At 70.7% G+C, this 22,701-nt stretch carries 21 protein-coding genes and 2 tRNA genes; 6 read left to right on the forward strand and 17 right to left on the reverse strand.

Annotated features, from left to right (window positions below):
• The first annotated feature begins 67 nt into the window (after window positions 1–67).
• Window positions 68–1,168, forward strand: coding sequence for a TerC family protein (locus GXB85_RS05240; RefSeq protein ID WP_370524011.1), 1,101 nt, complete (start codon window positions 68–70; stop codon window positions 1,166–1,168).
• Between the two features lie 3 nt (window positions 1,169–1,171).
• On the opposite strand, the gene GXB85_RS05245 is transcribed toward GXB85_RS05240, so the two are convergent.
• Window positions 1,172–3,898: a cation-translocating P-type ATPase gene (locus GXB85_RS05245; protein ID WP_370524012.1), complete on the reverse strand. Its 2,727-nt coding sequence runs from the start codon at window positions 3,896–3,898 to the stop codon at window positions 1,172–1,174.
• Between the two features lie 250 nt (window positions 3,899–4,148).
• Here GXB85_RS05245 and GXB85_RS18065 point away from each other — a divergent pair, with 250 nt between their 5' ends.
• Both GXB85_RS18065 and GXB85_RS05255 read left to right on the forward strand, forming a co-directional pair.
• Window positions 4,149–4,760, forward strand: a complete 612-nt coding sequence (locus GXB85_RS18065; RefSeq protein ID WP_370524013.1) for a type II toxin-antitoxin system Y4mF family antitoxin — start codon at window positions 4,149–4,151, stop codon at window positions 4,758–4,760.
• Window positions 4,760–5,365, forward strand: coding sequence for a DUF6036 family nucleotidyltransferase (locus GXB85_RS05255; protein ID WP_161916588.1), 606 nt, complete (start codon window positions 4,760–4,762; stop codon window positions 5,363–5,365). Before GXB85_RS18065 ends, GXB85_RS05255 begins: the two co-directional genes overlap by 1 nt.
• 80 nt (window positions 5,366–5,445) lie before the next feature.
• Here the strand turns inward: GXB85_RS05255 and GXB85_RS05260 are convergent.
• The 10 genes from GXB85_RS05260 to GXB85_RS05305 form a co-directional block, all read right to left on the reverse strand.
• Window positions 5,446–5,518: transfer RNA gene (locus tag GXB85_RS05260), tRNA-Arg, on the reverse strand.
• 90 nt (window positions 5,519–5,608) lie between these two features.
• A tRNA-Ser gene (locus tag GXB85_RS05265) sits at window positions 5,609–5,699 on the reverse strand.
• Window positions 5,700–5,797: 98 nt separating this feature from the next.
• Complete coding sequence (locus tag GXB85_RS05270) at window positions 5,798–7,072, reverse strand: threonine/serine exporter ThrE family protein (RefSeq protein WP_161916589.1); 1,275 nt, start codon at window positions 7,070–7,072, stop codon at window positions 5,798–5,800.
• Between the two features lie 421 nt (window positions 7,073–7,493).
• Window positions 7,494–7,715, reverse strand: a complete 222-nt coding sequence (locus GXB85_RS05275; RefSeq protein WP_161916590.1) for a hypothetical protein — start codon at window positions 7,713–7,715, stop codon at window positions 7,494–7,496.
• A 117-nt stretch (window positions 7,716–7,832) separates the two neighbouring features.
• On the reverse strand, window positions 7,833–9,305 hold the full coding sequence (locus GXB85_RS05280) for a glutamate synthase subunit beta (RefSeq protein ID WP_161916591.1): 1,473 nt from the start codon (window positions 9,303–9,305) through the stop codon (window positions 7,833–7,835).
• A gap of 76 nt (window positions 9,306–9,381) precedes the next feature.
• Window positions 9,382–9,810 (reverse strand): ATP-binding protein, encoded by a 429-nt coding sequence (locus GXB85_RS05285; protein ID WP_161916592.1) that lies wholly within the window; start codon window positions 9,808–9,810, stop codon window positions 9,382–9,384.
• The gene (locus GXB85_RS05290; protein ID WP_161916593.1) at window positions 9,791–10,126 is read right to left on the reverse strand and encodes an STAS domain-containing protein; all 336 of its coding nucleotides are present in this window, start codon (window positions 10,124–10,126) and stop codon (window positions 9,791–9,793) included. Before GXB85_RS05290 ends, GXB85_RS05285 begins: the two co-directional genes overlap by 20 nt.
• Entirely contained in the window at window positions 10,126–12,069 is a 1,944-nt protein-coding gene (locus GXB85_RS05295) for a glycosyltransferase family 2 protein (protein ID WP_161916594.1), read from the reverse strand. Before GXB85_RS05295 ends, GXB85_RS05290 begins: the two co-directional genes overlap by 1 nt.
• Window positions 12,066–13,244, reverse strand: coding sequence for a PP2C family protein-serine/threonine phosphatase (locus GXB85_RS05300; protein ID WP_161916595.1), 1,179 nt, complete (start codon window positions 13,242–13,244; stop codon window positions 12,066–12,068). Before GXB85_RS05300 ends, GXB85_RS05295 begins: the two co-directional genes overlap by 4 nt.
• 10 nt (window positions 13,245–13,254) lie before the next feature.
• A complete protein-coding gene (locus GXB85_RS05305) occupies window positions 13,255–14,601 on the reverse strand; it encodes an MFS transporter (protein ID WP_161916596.1) in 1,347 nt (448 codons plus the stop codon).
• 90 nt (window positions 14,602–14,691) lie between these two features.
• Between GXB85_RS05305 and GXB85_RS05310 the strand changes: the two genes are divergently transcribed.
• Window positions 14,692–15,213: an ArsR/SmtB family transcription factor gene (locus tag GXB85_RS05310; RefSeq protein WP_370524014.1), complete on the forward strand. Its 522-nt coding sequence runs from the start codon at window positions 14,692–14,694 to the stop codon at window positions 15,211–15,213.
• A 284-nt stretch (window positions 15,214–15,497) separates the two neighbouring features.
• Window positions 15,498–16,388: a hypothetical protein gene (locus tag GXB85_RS05315; RefSeq protein WP_161916597.1), complete on the forward strand. Its 891-nt coding sequence runs from the start codon at window positions 15,498–15,500 to the stop codon at window positions 16,386–16,388.
• Here GXB85_RS05315 and GXB85_RS05320 read toward each other — a convergent pair.
• Both GXB85_RS05320 and GXB85_RS05325 read right to left on the reverse strand, forming a co-directional pair.
• Window positions 16,385–17,368 (reverse strand): site-specific integrase, encoded by a 984-nt coding sequence (locus GXB85_RS05320; protein ID WP_161916598.1) that lies wholly within the window; start codon window positions 17,366–17,368, stop codon window positions 16,385–16,387. The genes GXB85_RS05315 and GXB85_RS05320 overlap by 4 nt on opposite strands.
• Before the next feature lie 359 nt (window positions 17,369–17,727).
• Entirely contained in the window at window positions 17,728–18,075 is a 348-nt protein-coding gene (locus GXB85_RS05325; protein WP_161916599.1) for a hypothetical protein, read from the reverse strand.
• Window positions 18,076–18,215: 140 nt separating this feature from the next.
• Between GXB85_RS05325 and GXB85_RS05330 the strand changes: the two genes are divergently transcribed.
• Window positions 18,216–18,710, forward strand: a complete 495-nt coding sequence (locus tag GXB85_RS05330) for a hypothetical protein (RefSeq protein WP_161916600.1) — start codon at window positions 18,216–18,218, stop codon at window positions 18,708–18,710.
• Here the strand turns inward: GXB85_RS05330 and GXB85_RS05335 are convergent.
• From GXB85_RS05335 to GXB85_RS05350, 4 genes are all read right to left on the reverse strand, one after another.
• Window positions 18,702–19,109, reverse strand: a complete 408-nt coding sequence (locus GXB85_RS05335) for a hypothetical protein (RefSeq protein WP_161916601.1) — start codon at window positions 19,107–19,109, stop codon at window positions 18,702–18,704. The two genes, GXB85_RS05330 and GXB85_RS05335, sit on opposite strands and share 9 nt — an antisense overlap.
• 4 nt (window positions 19,110–19,113) lie before the next feature.
• Window positions 19,114–19,617 carry a hypothetical protein gene (locus GXB85_RS05340; RefSeq protein ID WP_161916602.1) on the reverse strand — a complete coding sequence of 168 codons (504 nt, stop codon included), beginning with the start codon at window positions 19,615–19,617 and terminating at the stop codon, window positions 19,114–19,116.
• A gap of 56 nt (window positions 19,618–19,673) precedes the next feature.
• Complete coding sequence (locus GXB85_RS05345) at window positions 19,674–20,696, reverse strand: tyrosine-type recombinase/integrase (protein WP_161916603.1); 1,023 nt, start codon at window positions 20,694–20,696, stop codon at window positions 19,674–19,676.
• Between the two features lie 1,083 nt (window positions 20,697–21,779).
• The gene (locus GXB85_RS05350; protein ID WP_370524018.1) at window positions 21,780–22,295 is read right to left on the reverse strand and encodes an Lsr2 family protein; all 516 of its coding nucleotides are present in this window, start codon (window positions 22,293–22,295) and stop codon (window positions 21,780–21,782) included.
• Window positions 22,296–22,701: the final 406 nt, after the last annotated feature.

Raw genomic sequence — 22,701 nt, forward strand, 5'->3', positions numbered from 1 at the left:
ACCTCGGGCGGTGGTCCGCTCCACGGAGCGGGCGAAGGAGACCTCGGAGCCACCCACTGGAGACTCCGTGCTGCCTTCGATCCACGCGCTCGTGCCCGCCGCCACCCCGGCGGAGCCCGCACTCACCAGCATCGCGACGCCGACGCTCTGGGGCGCCACCATCGCCGCCGTCCTCGGTCTGCTGGTCATGGACTTCGTGATCACCCGGCGCCCGCACGAGGTGTCGATGCGCGAGGCCGTGGGCTGGAGCGTCTTCTACATCGCCCTGCCCCTCGCGTTCGGTGCGTGGGTGTGGCAGCGCTGGGGCTCGACGACCGGTGTCGAGTACCTGACGGGCTACCTCGTCGAGAAGTCGCTTTCGGTCGACAACCTCTTCGTCTTCATGCTGCTGCTGACGGCGTTCGCCGTGCCTGCGGCCCTCCAGCAGCGCGTGCTGCTGTTCGGCATCGCCGGCGCGCTCGTGCTGCGCGGCATCTTCATCGCGTTGGGCGCGGCGGTGCTCGCGAACGTCAGCTGGGCGTTCCTGCTGTTCGGCGCGATCCTGCTCGCGACGGGCGTCAAGATCCTGCGCGACCAGCTGCGCGGTACGGGCCACGACGTCGACGTCTCGCAGATGCGCTCCGTGCGCCTCATCCGCCGGTTCATGCCCGTGACCGAGGACTACCGCGGCCCGCGCCTGAGCGTCCGCGAGGGCGGCCGCCGCATGCTCACGCCGCTCGCCGTCGTCGTGACCGCGGTGTTCGCGACCGACGTCGTCTTCGCGGTCGACTCCGTGCCTGCGGTCTACGGCATCACCAACGACCCGTACCTGGTGTTCGCGACCAACGCCTTCGCGCTGCTCGGCCTCCGCGCGCTGTACTTCGTGCTCCAGGGCGCGCTCAGCAAGCTCGTGCACCTGGGCTACGGCCTCGCGACGATCCTCGGCTTCATCGGCGTCAAGCTCGTGCTCCACTGGGCGCACGGCCTGTGGCCCCAGACGCCCGAGATCCCCACCCCGGTCTCGCTCGCCGTCATCGTCGTGGTGCTCGGCGTGGTCACCGCCACGAGCCTGTGGGCGACCCGCGGCGGACGGGGTGACGCGCAGGCCTCGGCTCACGTCGCCGAGGTCACCGACAGCGCACCGGAGGGCACCGCGGCCGACGACGTCGCAGCGCGGTCCGGGCGCTGACGCTCACGGCTGCGGGCGCCGGGCGCCTCGCCGCTCGTGCGCCCGCAGCGCCGCCCCGGCCGCCTCGACCAGCAGCAGGACGACGGTGGACAGGACGAGGACCGCTCCCCACTGCTCGAGCCCCAGCGGCACCGAGCCGAAGACACCCTGGAGGAACGGCAGGTAGACGAAGGCGAGCTGGAGCACGAGCAGCGCGAGGCACGACCACCAGACGCTGCGGTTCCCGCGCAGCACCGCGGGCGTGAGGCTCGACCGGTCGGGGAAGCGGGACGAGAACAGGTACGCCATCTGCGTCACCGCGAGCGCGGTGACGGTCGCGGTGCGCGCCTCGGCGAGCGGCACGCCCTGCTCGGTCTGCCACACGAACAGCCCGATCGCCGCCGCCCCGATGATCACGGACGCGGCCACGATGTGCCGCAGCATCGCGCGCGTGAGCAGGGGCTCGTCGGTGTCACGCGGCGGACGCCGCATGAGGCCGGGCTCGGCGGGCTCGTTGGCGAGCGCGAGGGACAGGGTGATGCCGACGGCCATGTTGATCCAGAGCACCTGTGCGGGTGCGAGCGGCAGCGTGAAGCCCGCGAGCACGGCGACGAGGATCACCAGCGACTGCGCGCCGTTGGCTGGCAGCAGGAACAGCACCGACTTGCGGATGTTGTCGAAGATCCGCCGCCCCTCCTCGACCGCGTGCTCGATGGTCGCGAAGTTGTCGTCGGCGAGCACCACGTCGGCCGCCTCCTTCGTGGCCGCGGTCCCCTTGACGCCCATCGCGACGCCGACGTCAGCCTGGGACAGGGCGGGGGCGTCGTTGACGCCGTCGCCCGTCATCGCGACCACGTGCCCATGGTGCTGCAGGGCCCGCACGATGCGCACCTTGTGCGTGGGGCTCGTGCGCGCGAAGACGCGCGCGTCGCGCACCACCGCGCGCAGCGCGTCGTCGTCCATGTCGTCGAGCTCGGCGCCCGTGAGCACCACGGTGGCATCCGTGACGATGCCGAGCTCGCGTCCGATCGCGCGTGCCGTGCCCGCGTGGTCGCCGGTCACCATCGTGACGTCGATGCCCGCCGCGCGGCACTCGGCGACGGCCGCCACCGCCTCGGGACGCGGCGGGTCGGCGATGCCGACGAGGCCCACCAGGTCGAGGTCGACGAGGTGCTCGGGGCGCAACGCGTCGTCGTCGGACCCGTGCGTCCGGCCGGACGCGCGTGCCGCTGCGAGCACGCGCAGCCCGCGGGTCCCGATCGCGTCGATCTGCGCACGCCACAGGTCGGCGTCGAGCGGCTGCGGGTCGCCGTCCGCACCCACCTGCCGCGTGCACAGCGCGAGCACACGGTCCGGGGCGCCCTTGACCAGCAGCTCGGAGCCGCCGTCGGGCCCCTCGACCACCACGCCCATGTACTTGGTGTCGGACTCGAACGGCAGCACGGCCCGCCGCGACCAGCCCTCACCGTCGAAGCCGGCCTTGGCGGCGAGCACGCGCACGGCCCCCTCGGTGGGCGACCCAGCCAGGTGCCACGTGCCGTCGTCGGCCCGGGTCACGTGCGCGTCGTTGCACAGCGCCATGACCCGCGCGAGCAGGTCCAGGTCGCCGCGGTCCGCGACCCGCACCGCGACGCCGTCGTCGGCGCGCACCTCTCCCTCGAGCGCGTAGCCGCCGCCCGTCACGTGCAGCTCGGCGGCCGCGGTGCGCACGAGCTGCGCGGTCATCTCGTTGCGGGTGAGGGTGCCGGTCTTGTCCGAGCAGATCGTCGTGACCGAACCCAGGGTCTCGACGGCCGGCAGCCGGCGCATGATCGCGCGCCGCCGCGCCATCTGCTGCACGCCGAGCGCGAGCGTGATCGTCACGAGCGCGGGCAGCCCCTCGGGCACGGCGGCGACCGCGAAGCCGATGGCCGCCGAGACGAGGGTCCCGAGTGCCCACCCGTGCACGAGCGCGCCCACCGCGACCATGACGACGGCGAGCACGAGGATCCCGACGGCGAGCTGCGTGCCGAACCGGTTGAGGGCGCGCGCCAAGGGCGTGGTGAGCACGTCGGCCTGGGCGACCATCTCCTCGATGCGGCCGATCTCGGTCGTCGTCCCGGTCGCGGTGACGACGCCGACGCCCGTCCCGGCCGTCACGAGGGTGCCCGAGTAGAGCATGCAGGTGCGGTCACCGAGGGCCGCGCGCGCGTCGACGGCCGCGACGGACTTGCTCGTGGCGACGGACTCCCCCGTGAGCGCCGACTCGTCGGCCTGGAGGTTCGCGCTGTGCAGCAGCCGCACGTCGGCGGGCACGCGGTCACCCGAGCGCACGCGCACCACGTCGCCGGGCACCAGCGAGTCGGCGTCCACCTCTGCCCACGTGCCGTCGCGCCTCACGTGCGCGCGCGTGGGCACCATGGCCGAGATCGCGTCGAGCGCGCGCTGCGCACGCCCCTCCTGCACCAGCCCGACGGCGACGTTGATCACCGTCACGGCCGCGATCACCCAGACGTCGACCCACTCGCCCAGCAGGGCCTTGAGCGCGGCCGAGGCGAGCAGCACGTAGACCAGGACGTCCTGCACCTGCGCCAGCAGCCGACGCCACCACGGCGTGGGCGGACGGCCGGGCACGCGGTTGGGGCCGTGGGCCTCGAGCCGGGAGCCCGCCCCGGCCCCGGAGAGGCCGCGCTCGTGGCTGTCGAGACGGCCCAGCACCTCGTCGGGAGTGCGCGCCCAGGGGACCTCACCCTGCACCTGCTCCACGGTCACGCCCCTCGCACCTCCCCGCTCCCGTGCGGGACCGCCCGCGGGATCCGCGGGTCACCCTCCGCGCGCCCGGACGACGACGTCGCCCCGGCTCACCTCCGATCATGCGCCATGGGCTGGCCGCCCGGCAGGGACCCGCGGATGAACAACGACCTGACCCGGCCGACCCAGGCGCGCCCGCCGCACGCCAGCGAGATGTCGTCGAACGACGACATTGCGTAGTCTGGTGTCACGAGGAGGAGAGGAGGCCCACGTGACTGCCACCCGCAGCGCTGCCGACACCGCGGCCGCGATCCGCGCCGCCCGCCGCGCTCGCGGGCTCACGCAGGCCCAGCTCGCGGAGCGCGCCGGCGTCGGCCGCCAGTGGCTCGTCGCCCTCGAGAAGGGCCACGACCGGGCCGAGCTCGGCAAGGTCATCGCCGTCCTGTCCGCCCTCGGCCTGACACTCGCCACGCGCGAGACGCCCACCCCACCCGCGCACCGAACCTGGCTGACCGCCGGCGACGCCGCGGACGCCATCCGCGAGGAGCTCGAACGCGGCGACACCGACTTCGCGCTGCGACTGCTCGGCCGCGCCCTCTCCGAGTTCGGCAACCTGACCGACCCGGGTGACCGGGCCGCGTTCCTCGCCGAACCGGCCAGCACCGGAGACCATCGCTGGGACACGCTCGTCGCCGCCAGCATCGCCCGCGCCTGCCGCAAGGCCGGCCTGCGCCCCCCGGAGTGGACCCGCACGCGGCCACTGGACTCCTGGTGGTTCCCGGTCTACGACCCGGTCCTGACCGCACGCACCATGCAGCGCACCCCGGTCGATCTCGCCGCGCACGGCATCTGGCTCGACGAGCGCGCCCTGGAGGTCGTCTGATGGCCGGTCCCCGTCGCGAGCTCACCGCGGCCGAGCTTCACGACCTGCTGACCGAGCTCGGTCGGCGCCTGCACGCGAAGGGCGTCGAGGCGACCCTGTACGTCGTCGGGGGTGCCGCGATCGCGCTCGAGATGGACACGCGGCGGGTCACCGCGGACGTCGACGCCGTCTTCCACCCGGAGACCACCGTGCGGGAGGAGGCGCACGTGCTGGCCGCCGAGCGCGGCCTGCCACGGGACTGGTTGAACAACTCCGTCGCGGCGTTCATCCCCGGCGGCGACACTGCTGCGGTGCCCCTGGACATCGAGGGCATCGCGGTGGCGACCGCGTCCCCGCAGCACCTGCTGGCCATGAAGATGGCGTCCTACCGGCCGGGCAAGGATCAGGCCGACCTGCAGCTACTGTTCGACCGGTTGGCCATCACCGAACCCGAGCAGGCAGCCGACATCGCACTGGGCGTGTACGGCCCGTACAGCGTGGTGCTCCCGGACCGTGAGGAGCTCATCCTGTCGGCGCGCGCGATCCTGGACCGGCGACGGACGTCCGGGCGGGCGTCCGGCGGGCGCGGTGCCCACGGGCGCGACTCTCCCGGCCGGATCACCTAGCGGTCCTGGCGAGCGGCAAGGGCATCCCACCCCATCGACGACGAAGGCCCCCCACCGCGAGGTGAGGGGCCTTCGATCTGTGCGCCCGGAGGGATTCGAACCCCCAACCTTCTGATCCGTAGTCAGATGCTCTATCCGTTGAGCTACGGGCGCGTGGTCGGTGACCTGCGTCAGGACCGTCGACGAGGATACATGCCCCACCGCCGTCCGGACGAATCGCATCCCACGAGGGGCTGCGAGGAGCGGAGACGGTGGGATTTGAACCCACGGAGGAGGTTGCCCCCCTCACGGCCTTAGCAGGGCCGCGCACTAGACCTGACTATGCGACGTCTCCAAGTGGACTGAAGGGTACCCGCCGTGCGGAGCGGGCCGCAAAGCAGAGCCACGCGGCCAGCCCGAACCACCTGCGGGACGCCGTCGGGCAGCAGCGCCTCAGCGGTCGTACGCCCACGCGCGGTCGGTGAGGATGCGCGCCACCGCGAGGCCCACGGCGATCGAGATCACCACGAACACCGCCTGCACCCCGGCCGAGAACGCGACGTCCACGTCGCCGTTGTTGAGCCCCACGACGGCCCGGTAGGCCGCGGCACCCGGCACCATGATCACGACGGCGGGCACCGAGACCGTGATGCGCGGCACCTTGAGCCGCGGTGCGACCCACGCCGCGAGCAGGCCCACCACGAGAGTCGCGACCATGGTGGCGGCCTGCACCGCGACGCCCAGGTCTGCCAGCTCGAGGCGCAGCACGTTCGCGACCATGCCGATGCCCGCCGCACCCAGCGCCATCCGCACGGGCGAGTTGAACATGAGCGCGAAGCCCAGCACGCCGAGCGCGCTCGCCACCAGGCGGAGGAAGAGCTGGAGCAGCCAGGGCAGCTCGTACCCCGGTACGGCGTCCGGGCTCAGGCCCGCGACCCACGAGACCGCCCACACGCTCAGGCCCGCCGCCGTGAGGATCATGAGCGCGTAGACGGTGCGTGCGACCCCGGCGGAGAAGTCGAGCTTGGCGAGGTCCAGCGCGCCGGTGACGAGCGCGAAGCCGGGCACCAGGAACAGCACGGCCGAGATGTAGCCGGCCTCGTGGCTCGAGCCCGCCCCGCCCGCGACGGCGTCGAGCAGCAGCACGAAGCCCAGGTACACCAGGCACGCGACGGCCGCCGCGAGCATGGTCACCGCGAACTGGTTGATGTGGCGGTGCAGGAACGTGCGGCGGGTGAACTGCCCGGCCCCCGCGGCGAGGAACACCCCGAGCACCTCGATCACACCGCCGTCGTTGAGGTACGCGAACGCACCGCACGCCATCGCCGCGAACAGCGCGTTCGCGAGTGCGGGGTACAGCGGGGGCAGCCGTTCGATGCGGTCGAGCTCGGCGTTGACCTCGTCCACGTCCGCGCCCGGCCGTAGCCCGTTGCAGACGTCGGTGAGCTCGGCGAGGCGGTGGGAGTTGACGCCGATCGAGCGCACCTCGGCCACCTCGGTGCGGAAGATGGGCCCGCGGTGGGAGGTCGCGGTGATCTCCGTGAGGGTCACGTGGGCCTGGTGCCTGTCGAGCCCGACGGCGTGCGCGACCTGCTGCATCGCCGTCTTGACGCGGTAGCTGCCGGTGCCGGACGACAGCATCGCCTTGCCCATGCGCAGCACGGTGCCGGACTGGCGGATCAGGCCGACGGGCTCGAGGGAGTCCTCGTCGGGGACGGTGCGCGACATGCGCCCATCTTGGCGCGCCCGAGGGTACGACCCGTAGGACGACCGTCGGAGCGTCGCGCGCGGACGACCGCTCTCGCCACCCGACTCGCCGTGCGGGCTCGGGCCACGCCCGGAGGCCGGGATGAAACGCGGGACGGCACGTGAATGCGTTTCACGCCGACTTCGGGATTGCGCTTTCCGCAGCCCCCTGGGCAGGGTGGACGTACTCAGACGGCGTTCCGGGGGGTCACCGTCCTCGACCTCCCGGCCGCCGGCCGACGACGACGTCGGAGCCGGCCGTGAGCACCGCGCGCCACCGGCGCGGGCCCTGCTCCCGGACGGTCGGCGCCGTCGCGTCCACCACGACGCGGCGGCGTCGGCCGGCGTCAGGACCACCGCCGCAGGGGCGCCGCCGTCAGCTGCAGCGTGCCTCCGCAGGCCCTCAGGGCTCGGCCGTCCCCCCGACGGTGGGGACGGCCGGGTCGGAGGACATGAGCCCCCCGGTCATCACGACCCCGCCGCCCACGGCGAGCAGCACGGCGGCGGCCACCGCGAGCAGCAGGTCACGCACGTGGTGGACAGGGCCGGGCCGCGCCGTCACGCGCCGGGGCCCCGCTGCGGCGCCGAGCGCCCACGTCTCGTCCGCCGTTGTCGTGCGTTCCATGCTCCGAGCCTGCCGCGCGGGCGGGCGGCGAGGCATCGCACCCCCGGAGGAACCGGCCAGGCCCGACGTCGTGCCTGGGGTGGACCCGGGTTCATCCCACCGGGGTGGTGGGCGGGCTCAGGCCCGCATCGCGACGGTCCCCGCGCGCACGGGGGCGGGCAGACCCGTCGATCCCATGAGGTAGGCGTCCACGGCCGCCGCGGCCGCACGCCCCTCCGCGATCGCCCAGACCACGAGCGACTGACCACGGCCCGCGTCACCCGCGACGAACACCCCCGGCACCTCGGTGCTGAAGTCGTCGGCTCGTGCAAGGGTCGCGCGGTCGCTCACGGCGAGGCCCAGCTGCCCGCCGACGTGCTCGGTCTCCGGGCCCGTGAACCCCATCGCGAGCAGCACCAGCTGCGCGGGCAGCTCGCGGTCGGTGCCGGGGACAGGCGTCGGACGGCCGTCGACCAGCTCGACCTCGACGAGCCGCAGCGCCCGCACGTGCCCGTCCGCGTCGCCGAGCAGCGCCGTCGTCGCGACCGCGTAGACCCGGTCGCCGCCCTCCTCGTGCGCGCTCGTGACCTTGAAGAGCGCGGGATAGGTGGGCCAGGGCTGGTGCGCGGGCCGCTCGAGCGGCGGCTGCGGGAGGATCTCGAGCTGGGTGACCGAGCGCGCGCCCTGGCGTACCGCCGTGCCCACGCAGTCGGCGCCGGTGTCCCCTCCGCCCACCACGACGACGTCGAGCCCGGTCGCCACGGGCGCGCCGGGCGCGCCTCGACCCACGGCCACGCGGTTCGCCGGCACCAGGTAGTCCATCGCGGGCATGACGCCCGCGAGCTCCCGCCCGGGCACGGGCAGGTCGCGCGGGACCGTCGCGCCGGTCGCGACGACGACGGCGTCGTGCCGGGCGCGCAGCTCGGCCCACGTCACGTCCGTCCCCACGGCGACGCCGGTGCGGAACACCGTGCCCTCGGCCGCCATCTGCGCCAGGCGCCGGTCGAGGTGCCGCTTCTCGAGCTTGAACTCGGGGATGCCGTACCGGAGCAGACCGCCCACGGCGTCGTCGCGCTCGTGCACGACGACGGTGTGGCCGGCGCGGGTGAGCTGCTGGGCCGCCGCGAGGCCCGCGGGGCCCGAGCCGACCACCGCGACCGTGCGGTCGGTCGACCACTGCGGCACCTGTGGCGTGAGCAGACCGCGGTCCCACGCCTCCTCGGCGATCGACAGCTCGACGTGCTTGATCGTGACCGCCGGCTGGGTCATCCCGAGCACGCACGAGCTCTCGCACGGGGCCGGGCACAGCCGGCCGGTCAGCTCGGGGAAGTTGTTCGTCTCGTGCAGGCGGTCGACGGCGTGCTCCCACTGACCGCGCCACGCGAAGGTGTTCCAGTCCGGCACCAGGTTGCCCAGCGGGCAGCCGTGGTGGCAGAACGGGACGCCGCAGTCCATGCAGCGGCTCGCCTGCCGCTGGAGCACGGCCAGGTGCTCCGTGTCGCCCGCCCGCAGCTGCTGGACCTCGCGCCAGTCGAGGACGCGCACGTGCACCGGACGCGACGGCGGGAGCTCCCGCTCCCTGGTCCGCAGGAAGCCGCGTGGGTCGGCCATGCGCCACCTCCCGGGCTCGTCGCGCCCGCACACGGTAGGTGCGTCGCACGCGCCGCGGAGGCCCGAACGTCCCTGGTCACCATCCCCAGGCGGCCGCGCCCAGATGGCGGACGGCGCGCCACACGTTGACGCCGTCGTCCCGCTCGAGGGTGAGCTCGTGCGTGGTGCGCCGCACGAGCGGGATGCCGCGCCCCGACCGAGCGTCGTCGGGCGGCAGGGGCGGGTCGAGGTCCACCTCGACCTCGGGCCCGGGAGCGTGCACCTCGACCCACAGGTGCTGCGCGGACGCCCCGAGGTGCACCGTGGCCTGCGCGGTCGAGGCGGCGTGCTCCACGACGTTGCCGACGAGCTCGACCACTGCGGTCTCGAACAGCAGCCTGTCGGCGTCCGTGACCTCGGCCTGCGCCTCCCACAGCCCGCTCACGGCGGCCGCGACGCGGTCGAGGCACTCGGGGCCGGCGCAGCCCTCGACCGTGCGGAGCGCGTCAGCCGGCGGCGAGGGCATCGTCGACCGTCTCGTAGGGCCGCAGCACACGGTCCATCGTCGTGAGGAGCAGGACGGCGTGCACCTGGTCGCCCGCCCGTGCGATGCGCAGGTCGCCGCCCACCTCGCGCGCGCGGCGCAGCCCGCCCACCAGGGCACCGAGCCCGGACGAGTCGAGGAACGTCGTCTCGGCGAGGTCGACGACCACGAGCGTGCGGCCCGTGGCCAGAGCCTGCTCGACCGCGGTCGTGAGCCCGCCCGCGGCGGTCATGGTGAGCCGGCCCACGGGGGTCAGCACGGCCGTCGTCGGGCTCGGCAGCTCGCGTCGGACCTCCATCACGCAGGGCTCCTCTCCTCGGGGACGTAGCCGCGGTAGCGCAGCGCCGTCACGATCACGCTGAGGACGAGGAGGTCGTACCCCACCCACAGCAGGTTCACCGCGGTCCCGGGCCAGGGCGACAGACCCAGCCCGGCCCGCACCAGGCCGACCACGGCGGCGACCACCAGCAGCACCATCGCGATCAGCTGCGGCAGCACGAGCCGCCACGCCCCCGCGGCGCTGCCGCGCACCTTGGGCGTCACCGCGAAGCCCAACGGCCGGCCCCACCAGACGTTCGCGGCCGCCGTGACCGTGGCCCGGATCCACAGCGGGAACAGGGCGAGGTTGTACTGCTGACCGCGCCAGGTGCGCACGCCTCGGGCCGCCACCACGAACAGGAGCTGGCTCGCCAGGAAGAACGGGATGAACCGCGCGAAGAAGTCGGCCGACCACGCGGTGACCGGCAGCACGCCGAAGCACAGGAAGATGATCGGCGCCGCGAGGTAGACCACGGCCGCGAAGCCGGACAGGTAGCTCCACATGGTCGAGAAGTACATGAGCCGCTGGCCCAGCCGCAGGCCGCGCACGGTGAGCGGGTTCTCGCGCAGCAGCACCTGGAGGGTCCCCTGGGCCCAGCGCAGCCGCTGGGTCATGGCCGTGGGCAGGTCCTCAGGCGCGAGGCCGAGCGCGAGCACCTCGTGGTGGTACACGCTGCGCCACCCGAGGGCGTGCAGCCGCATCGCGGTGGCCATGTCCTCGGTCACCGAGACCGTGGCCATCGGCATCACCGCCTGGGCCTCGTGCGTGCGCCCCACGTCGACCGCCGCCACCAGGTCGCGCACCTGGGTCAGGGCGTGGACCGGCGACAGGTCGCGCTGCGCGAGGCGCTCGAGCGCGTCGTCGTCCACCACCACGGCACCCAGCTCGACGTCCGTCTCGATCGCCGGCCCGCCGGTGATCCGTGCGAGGTCGGCGCGGATCTGGACCAGGTCGGCCGCGAGGTCGGCCGTCGCGACCTCGTCGACCCGACGCCGGAACGCGTACGTCACCTCGCCGAGCGGGTCGCCGCGGTCCACGGCCGCGAGCGCGTCGTCGACGGCCGCCGCGACAGCCTCGAGCGCGGCCGTCTCCCGCGGGGTCCCGGCCCGACGGCGCGCCCGCGCGAGCAGCCGTCGTCCGGTGCGCAGGGCGTCGCGCACGGCGCGCTCGGTCTCGCGCACGTACCCCACGACGCCGAGCTGCATGAGCGCCTCGCGGCGCAGCACGGCGTTGGACCCGCAGAAGAACGCGGCCTCCCAGCCGTCCTTGCCCTGCTGGATCGGGCCGTAGAACAGCGGCGCCTGGCTGCCGAGCGGGTCGGCCTCGGTGACGTTGGTGAAGTGCTGGGGCGTCTGGACCAGCGCGACGCCGTCGTCGGCGAAGTAGCCGAGGGTGCGGTCGAGGATCTCCGGTGCGGGCACCTGGTCGGCGTCGAGCACCAGGAGGAACTCGCCGTCGGTGCGCAGCAGCGCGTTGTTGAGGTTGCCCGCCTTGGCGTGCCGGGGGCGGTCCGCCCAGTCGGCGCCGCGCTCGAGGTAGCCGATGCCCTCGGCCTCGGCGGCGGCACGCAGCCCGGGGCGGGCGCCGTCGTCGAGCACCCACGTGCGGTGCGGGTGCCGGATCGCCAGGGCGGCTCGGGCCGTGGCCATGACCAGCTCGACCGGCTCGTCGTAGGTGGTGACGAGCACGTCCACGGTCGCGTCGGGTGGGGCCGGCGCAGGGGGCGTCCTGACGCGCACACGCCACATGGTGGTGCCGAAGAGCAGCACGTCGACCAGGCTGTACGTCTCGGCGAGCACCAGCGGCACGGCGATCCACCACGCCGACCAGTTCACCGACTCGAGCCAGCGCCAGGCCACGTAGTTGACGCCCAGCACCGCGGTGAGCACCACCACCGCGCGCAGCAGGGCCCGGCGCCTCATGCGGGCCGCCGGGCGAGGGCGACCACGGTGACGTCGTCGGGCCTGTCGGGATGGCGGCGCGCAGCCGCGAGGAGCCTGTCGACGGCGTCCCGCGCTCCCGTCGCGCCGTCGAGCAGCTCACGCGTGCGGTCGACGGACGCGAGGGTGCCGTCGAAGAGGTCGAGCACGCCGTCGCTGAAGCTCACGAGCAGGTCGCCGTGCCCCAGGGAGGTCGACGCTCCCTGCCGCACCTCCTCGAACGAGAGTCCCAGCGGCGCGCCCGTCGGCTCGAGCCGCTCGACGGCGCCGTCGGCCCGCAGCACGAGCGTGAGACCGTGCCCCGCGTCGGCGTACCTCACCGCGCCGCTCGCCGGGTCCACGTGCAGGCGCACGCACGTGACGAACGAGCCGGCCGCCTGGAGGTCCTCCTCGAGCGCCTCCTCGGCGCCGCGCAGCGCCTCCTCGACGCTCAGCCGGCGGCCCGAGGCCCGCAGCACCGCGCGCACCGTCGCGGCGACGATCGCCGCCGGCATGCCCTTGCCCATCACGTCGGCGAGCGTCAGGACGAAACCGTCCGGCACCACCTGCCAGTCGTAGAAGTCCCCGCCCACCTGGCGTGCGGGCAGGCACTGCGCGGCGAGCTCGAACCCCGGGAGCACAGGCACCGTGCGGGGCAGCAGGTTCGCCTGCACCTGGCCCGCGCGCTGCAGCTCGTCCTCGGTGATGAGCTCCTTCTCGACCCACAGGGCCAGGTCCCGGAGCAGGTGGGCCTCGGCCTCGCTGAACTCGCGCGGCTCGGTGTCCAGGAGGCACAGCGTCCCGATGCGATGGCCGCCCGCCGAGGTGATCGGGTGACCCGCGTAGAAGCGCACGTTCGGGGCGCCCAGCACGTAAGGGTTGTCTGCGAACCGCGGGTCGGTACGCGCATCGGGCACGACGAGGGTGGTGGGCTCGCTGATGACGACCGTGCAGAAGGAGTCCAGGCGCGGCGCCTCGACGGCGCCGAGGCCCACCTCGGCCTTGTAGTAGAGCCTGTCGGCGTCGACGAGCGAGACGAACGCGGACGACGTGCCGAACAGGCGCTGCGCGAGGCGCACCACCCGGTCGAAGCGTTCCTCGCGCGGGCTGTCCAGCTGCGCGAGCTCGTGGAGTGCAGCGAGCCGGGCCTGCTCGCCGTCGTCGACCGGGACGGGCATGCCCGCCAAACTAGCGAGGCCCCTCCGCGGCTGCGACCGGGGCGAGGCCGCGGGCGCCGTCGTCGGGCCCCGGCAGCTCGCGCATGCGCAGCATGGGCGACACGACCACGGGCAGCGCCGCGACGGCGGTCCCCGCGACGGCGACCCAGAAGGTCGCGACGACGCCCAGCTGCGTGCCGAGCCAGCCTCCGAGCAGCCCGCCGAGCGGCATGGTCCCCCACACGACGAACCGCACCGAGGCGTTCATCCGGCCCAGCAGCCGGGGCGGGCACACGCGCTGGCGGAAGCTCACCTGGGCGACGTTGTAGACGATGATCGCCGCGTTCGCGAGGAAGCCGCCCACGACGAGCACCGCCGCGGGTGGGACGCCGACGGCGGCGAGCGGCTGGGCGAGCGGGGTGAGTGCGAGGGCCGGGGCGAACAGCACCGCGGAGATCGGGATGATGCGCGCCTCCCCGAGGGCGCGCGCGAGGCGCTCGGAGGTCACGGCGCCGAGCAGGCCGCCCACGGCGGAGGCCGAGAGCATGAGACCGAGCGCCGACTCGTCGAGGCCCAGGGTGCGCAGCACGTACAGCGCCGTGAGCGAACCCGACGCGGCGCCGAAGAAGTTGCCGAGGCCCGTGCACGCGACGATGCGGCGCAGCAGCGGCTGGTGCACCACGAACCGCAGGCCCTCGGCGATCTCGCTGCGCAGCGGCCTGCGGTCCTCACGCGACGGCAGCTGCTCGACGTGCCGGATGCGCCCGACGGCGACCGCGCTGACCAGGTAGGTCACGACCGTCCCGGCGAGCAGCACGGGCGCCGCGAGAACCCGCAGCAGCGCGCCGCCCAGCGCGGGTGCCGCGACCATCGCGACGGACTGGGTCGCCTGGAGCTTCGAGTTGCCCTCGACGACGTGCTCGAGCCCCACGAGGCCCGGCACGTAGCTCTGGTGCGCGACGTCGAAGAACACCGTCGCGGCGCTCATCACCAGGGCGGCACCGTAGAGGAGCGGCATCGAGGCGTGGCCCGTGAGCGCGGCGGTGACCACGACCGCCAGCACGGCAGCGCGCACCACGTCGGCCACGATCAGGGTGCGCCGCTTGCGCATGCGGTCCACCCAGGCGCCCGCCGGCAGGCCGATGACGAGGAACGCGGCGGTCTCGGCCGCCGTGAGCAGGCCCATCTGCCACTCGGTCGCGTGCAGGTGGGTGACGGCGAACACGGGCAGCACGAGGAACGCGAGCTGGGCGCCCGCCTGGCCCAGGCCGTCGCCGAGCCAGAGCCACCGGAAGTCGCGGTGGTGCACCAGCGAGACGCGCCGGGCCGGGTTGGGCGTGGAGTCGGGCGCCAGGGGGCCCGGGGTCGGCGACGTCATGGTGGCGAGGATCCCGTCACTGATTGGGATTTGTCAATCACTCTTTCCGGAGCGTGCCCTCGCGGTCCGCGCCCGGCTACGGTGACGCGCGTGAGCTCCCACGCCGAGGTCGACGCCGACGCCCGTGCGCTCGCGTCCGTGGTCCGCATGCGCATCCTGCGGCTGTGCCTCGACGAGGCGCTCACCAACAAGCAGATCGCCGAGCGCCTCGGCAAGGACCCGGCGACCACCTACCACCACGTCCGCACGCTCGCGGCACGCGGGTTCCTCGCCGCGGAGGCCGAGCGGCGCGGCGCCCGCGGAGCCCGCGAGATCCCGTACCGCGCGACCAAGAAGTCCTGGCGCACGGACATCGGCGAGGCGGGCAGCCGGCTGCTCATCGAGACGTTCCTCGAGGAGGTCGCCGAGGCCCCGCCGTCGTCCGTGGTCGCCTCACGCCTGGGCGTGCGCCTGGGCTCCGAGGCCTACGAGCAGCTCCATCGCCGCCTGGGCGACCTGCTCCAGGAGTACGCCGACCTCGAGCCGGACCCCGAGGGCACGCCGTACTCGATCTTCGTCGCCGTCCACGAGGACGTCGCACGTGGGCGGAGGGCAAGGGATTCGAACCCTTGAGTACGGGGTCACCGCACTAACGGTTTTCAAGACCGTCGCTTTCGGCTGTATGCAAGCCTGCGTCCGTCACCCATCCTCGCAGGTCAGAGGCTACTTGTGATCTCCGTCTGCACCGTCACAGGTGCACAGTGGAGACAGTTACGGAGACGGTTTTGTTGATCAAGGTGCACCGAGGCGCCCGCTGGAGACCGTCTGGAGACACTCGCCAGCACCCTCGTCCACCCCCGCTGCGGACCCCAGCCTGGCACTCTCTGTGATGCACCCGAGCGCGCAGGAGGACAGTGGTGGCACAGACACCTGAGGTACCGAAGCAACTCCTCGGCACCGTGCAGTACCCCGACGCCGGAGACCTGTCGTCCTACCTCATCCATATGACCAGCAGCGGGGAGGCACTCGCCTCGATCCTCACTCAGGGATGCGTCGAGGCTCGCAATCCGTTCGGCTTCGTCTACAAGAGACCTGAACTCGCCGCTACGCACATGGCGGTGTGCCTCACGGAGGCTCCTGCGAACGAACTCGGTCGCATCACGGCACGGAAGTCGCAGTTCGGCGTGGTCTTCCACAGGGACTTCATCCGCGACCAAGGCGGACAGCGCGTCTGGTACATCAACCACGGAACCCCTACGTGGGAGGCGTTCCTGCACGAAGCAGACCGGCTCCGCGCGCTCAACGAAGACAGCCGCTTCTTCGAGTTGACCCCCTTCATCGACATGGTGCGACCTGGGTCGTACGCGTTCGACTGGGAGCGGGAGTGGCGCGTGCTCGGTCATCTGCGGTTCGAGTGGGAGGACGTTGCCTACCTCATCACCCCGGAGGAGGGACTCCTCACCTTCGAGGACCAGCCTGAGGTCGGTTCAGGCGGCTTCAACATCGCGGAAGGTGACTACGAGTGGTCCGGTGGCACCTTCACCGAACTCGATGAGGCGATGAACGTCCTCATGCGTGAGTTCCTTGAGGAGTTCGAAGGACCGGAGCAACACCTGTGGCTCGACAGAGAGTCAGAGGACGGCTTCAACTGGGGAGGCTTCAGGCGCTGGGAGACCGAGGACGCAGTGGAGCACCTCTTCGGTGATCGACCCGAGAAGGTTCAGGAAGCGCTACGTGACCATCTCGGTCTCGTGTCTGACGGGTGGCTGTCCACCAGCGAGTACAACGAGCCGCCTGACGACTTCTAGCCTCGACCGCTGAGCGAGCGGGTCACGGCTCTGATGGCGTCGTGTGCAGCCTCGCTCGCAGTGCCGACGTACCTACTCGTCATGTCGATCCGGCTGTGTCCGAGCACATCGCGGACGGCGGTCAGCGGCGCTCCGGCATCGATCATGAGGGTCGCGCTGGAGTGTCGTGCGTCATGGACCCTGGCGCGGCGACCCAAGACGGTCTGTGTCATCTCCTGCCACTGTCTCCAGTCATCCGAGGGAGAGATGGGAGCACCCCACGGACGACGGAAGACCAAGTTCTTCCAGTCCCGCTGCTCCTGCCAGCGCTCCCCCGCCTCCGCACGCTGCTCCTGCTGCTCCTCATAGAGGTTGCTCAGACCCTGTGCGATGTCGTCCGTGATCGGGACCGTACGAATCTGGTTGGTCTTGGTTGTCCGCACAACCCGCAGACCTCCACCGTGGCGGCTCGGACACGAGGCAGGACGACGACCACACGAATCGTCATCGCACCCGTGCATCCACGCCTGCCGGTACAACTGCCGGTCGATGAGGATTTCGTTGCGGGAGACCTTCACGTTGTCCCAGACGATCCCGAGGCACTCCGACTGCCGGAGACCCACATACAGACCGAGGTGCCAGCGCACGAGTGCCTGGGTTCCGAGCGTCTCGGCGTGAGCCATGACCCTGCGTACCTCTTCAGCGCTCAGCGCTCGAAGGCGAGGTGACTCGATCACTGCGCTGTCCGCCGCGTTGCGGACGTTGGGAGCAGAGGGAGCACGCATCCTGCGCATGGGGTTACGAGCGATGTAGCCAGCGCGCTCCGCTGCGGTGAGGACCATGCTGAAGACCCGCCAGATGTTGCGCTGGCGGTACCAGGAGAGGGTGCCGCCACGGCGGGAGGTCTGCTGCGCGATGTCCGCGAAGGCTCGCCGTATGTCTGAGGACGCGAGCGTCGTCAGCGCCTTCGACCCGAGCCTCGGGAGGATGTAGTCGGTCAACTGCGCTCGGTAGTCACGCCAGGTGCCGAGGGAGACGCTGCGCTCGTCAGCGGTGAGTTCGCCTGCGGGAGACTGCGGGTCCTTGCTCTCCAACCAGGCAGCGATCAGGTCACCAACCGTCCGTGGAGCACCTGGCGGAGAGCCGACCGGACGGTTCTCCTTCTTGTGGGGAGGGGCGCGACGGATGCGCTCTGCCTCGCGCCTGGTCCTCGCTCGGTACTGCTTGCGGACCTGGCGTCCCCCTTCGGTCCAGCGGAAGGTCACTCGGTAGCCAGCCGCGTCGGAACCGGTGACGCTGCCAGCGCCGTTGGGGTTCCGTTGTGGAGACATGGCGACAGGCTAACGGTTTGTGGAGACAGTTAGCGCCCCAGGCTAAGGCGCACAGTCGTGGTGTGGCGCGTCCTCTCGTCGACCTCCACCTCGGTGACCACGTGCACTCGATACTCGTCACCGCGCGGGTCGGTCCAACGAAAAGCGCTTAGAACTCGACCACCGCCTCCGTGAGTGGCGCAGTTGTTCGCGATGGAGTCCTCGTCGGAGATGTCGTCTCCCCATAATCCGTGCTGATGGTGAGCGAGGAACTCCGCGATGACCTCGTGCGGAATACCGCTTTCCGCGATGGAACGTGTGATGTAGACGTTCCCCAGCGGGAAGAGCCTCTTGCCCGGCGCGTCCTCGTAGACGTACCCCGGCTCATCAGTGTCCATATGCCATATTGTGCCGCCGACCACCGACATTGCGTCGGGTTGCCAACCCTGCCGATTCCGCCTATCTAGCGTGGCATATTCTGGCATTATCCGGGGTTGCGGTTCTGGCGTCCGTACCGGCTTCATGCTTCAGTACACCCATGGCGCACTGGTATCCCGGACTTGAAGACGGCTTGCAGGGAGAGTTCTCGCTGTCCACCCTCGACTGGCTCACTTGTGAACTGATCGGCGCTGGCGTGATCGCCTCCGAGAGCACGGAGTACAAGTACGACGGTGGGAACAAGGCGGCGTACGACATCACGGCTGACGGCAGGAAGATCAACGTCAAGGCAGCCCGGTGGCACCGGAAGCGGTCGCGCGAGTTCATTGGAGTGCCGTCGCCTGGTAAGGCTGGTGCGTACAACCCCGAGGTGCTCGATGAGTTGGTCCTCGTGCTGACCGAGTTCCTCCCCCGCGTGAGCATGGACTACCGGGAGGACGGCTCACTGTCCGTGACGGCTGTCGCCACACCCTCCTACGTCTGGCGTCTGCCGGTTGAGGATATGAACCGCCTCATGCGAGAGGACGGCAAGTCACAGCAGCGCTGGCTCGTCCGGTTCGATGACCTCGCGCCGTACCTCATCCGCTCAGTCTGAGAGCGGCTCTCCGACGTACTCCCGCAGCGCTGCAACGAAGTCGTCAGCCACGTCGAGCGCGAGCGTGTCAGGCAGACCCGCCAGCAGCGTGTACATCCCGTCCTCGACACCCGGCTTCGACCACGAGCACGTCTCGTCCAGCACGACGCGCTCGTTGTGCAGGGTCACGCGGTAGCAGGCGTACTCACCACGGCGGCAGGCAGCGAGCATCCCGTCCTCGTCACCGTCGTCCTCGAAGTCTTCGGCGGGGTCCGCCTTGGGGAGGTGGACGACCTCCAGCACGAACGCATGCTCACGCATCAGACGGTCGAGGTCTCGGATCGCAGCGTCCTGCTGGTCCTGGTAGCCGGTGAACATAGTCCGAGCGGCTTCAAGGTCACGCGCGAGGTCGTCGTCCATCTGCTCAGCCACCGACCGGCACTCCGAGGACGTTCCGCGCCAACGGAGTCGTGTGGTCGCGATGGGTCTTGCAGAGCAGCACCATGAGGCGAGGGTTGTAGCGCTGGGGATTGCGAATGTCAGGAACCGGAGACGAGCGGTACACCACGTCCGTGCCGTCCGAGGCTCCGCACTCTTGGCACTTGCCACCGTCCCGCTCCCGAACGGCGTTGATCACGTCGCGACCGCGCTGGACGTACGCCTCGGTGTTCTCCCTCTCCTTACGCTCCTCCTCTGGCGAGCGCGTGAAGAGTGCAGCAAGAAGGAGTAGCGGTCCACCAAACCCGGCGATGAACTTCATCGGGGTCACCCACCCCGGCGACCGGTCCACGGCGCACTCGAACGCGCCGCCGACACAGACGTACTCAATCTCGGTCGCGGCATTGGCGGCTGAGCACCCACCCGCGAGGAGCAACAGTCCCGCGATAGCGAGCACGATCCGCAGCACCTTCGCCTGCTTGGTCGTCATGGTCTACCCCTCACTGTCACGCTGAGTCTCCTACTGCCATCGGCAGCCGTGGGTCACTACTGCACTCCCCACATGGACCGAGACGACGGCTGCACCCAGTGACCGCTGCGGTTGTACCCGCGCAGGACGCTCACCGAGCCGTGTCGGGTGGTCGCCTGGATGCGCTCCTCCGATACCCCGTTCTGGTAGGCGAGCGTCGCCATAGTGGCGCGGAGGCTGTGACCGGAGTATCCGTCTGGGTCGATGTCCGCTCGCGCACACACTCGGCGCACCAGGTCGCTGATCGCCTGCTCGCTCACACCCGTGCTGTAGACCCGCATCCCGCCACGGTGGATACGGCGGATCAGCGGAGCGTCCGGGTCAGCCTCTCGGAGGTCTTCAAGCACATCGAGCCACGCCTGCACCGCACGCACGCCATCCACGTCCGACAGTCGAGGCGGCAGGGAAGCCAACGCGAGCACCGCTCCCTCTCCGTCCTGGTCGGTCTTGCTGTGCGCAACGAAGATGTTCAGACCCTGCTCAGCCTCGGAGATGTCCTTGAGCCGCAGACCCACGAGTTCGCTCGCTCGGAGACCGACGTTCACACCGATGAGGAGGACGGCGCGGTCCTGAACCCCCCGCGGCGTCTGCGGACATGCCTGCGAGGCAGCCACCACCTGAGCCTGCGTGAACGCACGAGCCTTAGTTGTGGTGACGCGCTGCTGCTTGAAGTGCTGCGCGATGCCACGAGACACCATGAACAGTCCGTGGTGGTCAGCGAGGCTCATCGCGTGATCGACGCAGCCAGAGTCCTTGTGGACCGCCAGGATCGCGCTGCGAGCGACGCTGATGCGACTCTTCGAGGCTCCAGTCCTGAGCAGGTATGCCAGGAAGCCGCCTACCGCGTCCGCCTCCGCAGGAAGTGGCTGTAGACCGTTCGTGCGGCAGTAGGCGGTGAAGGCGGACCACTGAGTCGCGTAGGTCTTCCGAGTGTTCTCGGGTCGAGCGCTAGCCAGAAGAGCAGCCAGGGTCTCTCGGTCCGCTTCGGGGACGAGAACCGGGACGGTGGCGCTCTTAGGGTTCTCCACCATCGTCGTCATGGCTCTTAAGGTGCCATCGACCTCTGACATTCGACCCGCGATATCCCCTCCTTATGAGAGGACAAATACTTGGATTCAGCAGGGTCTTCCTCAGGTGGCGTTCGGGTGGTACCGCACCGCGTTTAGGAGGTAGCGGCTCGCACGCTGACCGATGCCGAGGTCTTCGATGTCGTAAGAGCGAGGCATCGATGTGCGCTGCGTCCATGGGGTCGGCGGAGTCCCCAACCAACGTCCTGGTCTGCTCGCTGATACCCGCACACCAGCGTTCGAGCGATGCAGAGCGCACCCCAGCCTCCACAGCATGCGGGGACGCCTGTCGCTCGGTGAGCGTCGCGAGGCGACGGGTGGAGACGCCGGAGCGGAGTTCCTCACAGACACCGAGGGGGATGGCACGTAGGTCATAGCGCTCCAAGGTGCTGAGCGTTTTGTCGGACCCGAACCCGAGCCACATATGTTCATGCTCAACGAGGTCGAAGGCATCCCTGAGGGTGGCAACGCGCGTGGTCGTCAAGGCGCGTCGGACGCGACTGTCCCGCCGGTGAGGGTCGAGTGGTCGAGCGCGATGGTCATTGGTCTTCTCCCGAGAAACGAAGTTCGTCTCGCTCGTCCTGTCGGGAGACCGCTCAGCCGGCGCTACGCACCGCGTGGGTCGGGTCAGCGCTGACCTGCACTACCTGGGGACGCTCAGACGACGGCACGTGCTGGGAGCGGATCACACCAACGCTCCTAGAGGTGAACGACTCCACCGCCTGTCCGAGGTGGCTCATCCCACTGAGAGCAACGACTGCCAGCATGCTCGCGACCACCACTGTGAACACGGTCCGCACGACGCGGCGCAGGCGCGAAGGAGCCGCTGGCACTGGAGCAGAGACCCGGGTGCGCGGGACATGGTTGACCGGTCGCATCACGGGTCGGATTGTGCGGGGGATGACGTGCGTCACGGTGCTCATGGGTCTCGCCGCCTTCCGCCTGGTCTCTCCAGATGTCCTAGCGAGCAGCGACGAGGCGGTCCCATGTCCGAAGATGGAGAGAACCCCGGTCACCCGCTTCGGAGAGCCGGGGTTCTCTACGTGCTGGGAAGCGTCAGGACAGACCGTGAGCCGCCTTGTAGGCGTCAAGCGCCTTGGCAGGCAGACGACCCCTGTCGCTGATCTTGATGTCCTTCACGTTCTCCTTGATCCAGGCACGAGCCTCAGCGAGGTCGATCCCGCGGTTCGCGCTGGAGCGTCCGCGCGAGCCACCGGTGCTGCCACGACGACCGCCGATACGACGACCAGCCTTCACGTAGGACGCCAACGCGTCACGGAGGCTGCTCGCCTCCTGGGTCGTGAGGTCGATTTCGTACGTCACGCCGTCCAGCGCGAACGTCACGGTCTCGTCTGCCTCCACCTGGGAGAGGTCACTGACCAACTCCACGCGCACCTTCCGCGCCATGTCTCTTCCAATCCTCGATATCGAGACTGCCGTCGAGCAGGTTAGCACCGCAATACCGTATGGCTGGCATTGCTTCGTGCAACGCGCCGACACATTGGCTCCACCCTTGGTGACGTTTCGGCGATGCTCTTCGAGCGCGAAGAGTCGCCAGGACGACTCTCCCATCGTCACGCACACCTGCATGCGGTCGCCCGGAAGACTCTGTCAAGTCGCTACCTACCTCATCGTCGACACCGGTTCCTACTGGTGTCATCGGCGGATTGCTGTGCCAAGAATTGTGCTATTGCAATCTGCCGATATTTGTTGTCGTGGAGTCGCTAGGAAGACCTCATGACAACGAAGCCCCTCGGTGACGCCGGGAGGAGCGCAAATAACATGGTCCCAATGTTCGGGAGTGACGAACTGAACTGCCACGCGGATTCCCTGCTCGACAGGATGAACGCCTCCGCTGAGACAAAGCCTGAGGGTGTGGTCACGGGATGAGGTTCACCGGCTGGCACACCGGGTGTAGCGAGAGCGAGAGCGAGAGGTGCTTCTGACGCAGAGGGTCGGCTTCTTTCAAGGCAGACCC

This window comes from Cellulomonas sp. APG4 (assembly GCF_009996735.1).
Taxonomy (GTDB): Bacteria; Actinomycetota; Actinomycetes; order Actinomycetales; family Cellulomonadaceae; genus Actinotalea.

What these genes read in the sequence shown, in the direction of transcription:
- GXB85_RS05275 (WP_161916590.1), bottom strand. Translation starts at nt 7,715, where the DNA reads ATGGAACGCACGACAACGGCGGACGAGACGTGGGCGCTCGGCGCCGCA.
- GXB85_RS05325 (WP_161916599.1), bottom strand. Translation starts at nt 18,075, where the DNA reads ATGGACACTGATGAGCCGGGGTACGTCTACGAGGACGCGCCGGGCAAG.
- GXB85_RS05280 (WP_161916591.1), bottom strand. Translation starts at nt 9,305, where the DNA reads ATGGCCGACCCACGCGGCTTCCTGCGGACCAGGGAGCGGGAGCTCCCG.
- GXB85_RS05350 (WP_370524018.1), bottom strand. Translation starts at nt 22,295, where the DNA reads ATGGGAGAGTCGTCCTGGCGACTCTTCGCGCTCGAAGAGCATCGCCGA.
- GXB85_RS05255 (WP_161916588.1), top strand. Translation starts at nt 4,760, where the DNA reads ATGGCCGGTCCCCGTCGCGAGCTCACCGCGGCCGAGCTTCACGACCTG.
- GXB85_RS05300 (WP_161916595.1), bottom strand. Translation starts at nt 13,244, where the DNA reads ATGCCCGTCCCGGTCGACGACGGCGAGCAGGCCCGGCTCGCTGCACTC.
- GXB85_RS05285 (WP_161916592.1), bottom strand. Translation starts at nt 9,810, where the DNA reads ATGCCCTCGCCGCCGGCTGACGCGCTCCGCACGGTCGAGGGCTGCGCC.
- GXB85_RS05345 (WP_161916603.1), bottom strand. Translation starts at nt 20,696, where the DNA reads ATGACGACGATGGTGGAGAACCCTAAGAGCGCCACCGTCCCGGTTCTC.
- GXB85_RS05305 (WP_161916596.1), bottom strand. Translation starts at nt 14,601, where the DNA reads ATGACGTCGCCGACCCCGGGCCCCCTGGCGCCCGACTCCACGCCCAAC.
- GXB85_RS05270 (WP_161916589.1), bottom strand. Translation starts at nt 7,072, where the DNA reads ATGTCGCGCACCGTCCCCGACGAGGACTCCCTCGAGCCCGTCGGCCTG.
- GXB85_RS05335 (WP_161916601.1), bottom strand. Translation starts at nt 19,109, where the DNA reads ATGGACGACGACCTCGCGCGTGACCTTGAAGCCGCTCGGACTATGTTC.
- GXB85_RS05295 (WP_161916594.1), bottom strand. Translation starts at nt 12,069, where the DNA reads ATGAGGCGCCGGGCCCTGCTGCGCGCGGTGGTGGTGCTCACCGCGGTG.
- GXB85_RS05340 (WP_161916602.1), bottom strand. Translation starts at nt 19,617, where the DNA reads ATGACGACCAAGCAGGCGAAGGTGCTGCGGATCGTGCTCGCTATCGCG.
- GXB85_RS05330 (WP_161916600.1), top strand. Translation starts at nt 18,216, where the DNA reads ATGGCGCACTGGTATCCCGGACTTGAAGACGGCTTGCAGGGAGAGTTC.
- GXB85_RS05290 (WP_161916593.1), bottom strand. Translation starts at nt 10,126, where the DNA reads ATGGAGGTCCGACGCGAGCTGCCGAGCCCGACGACGGCCGTGCTGACC.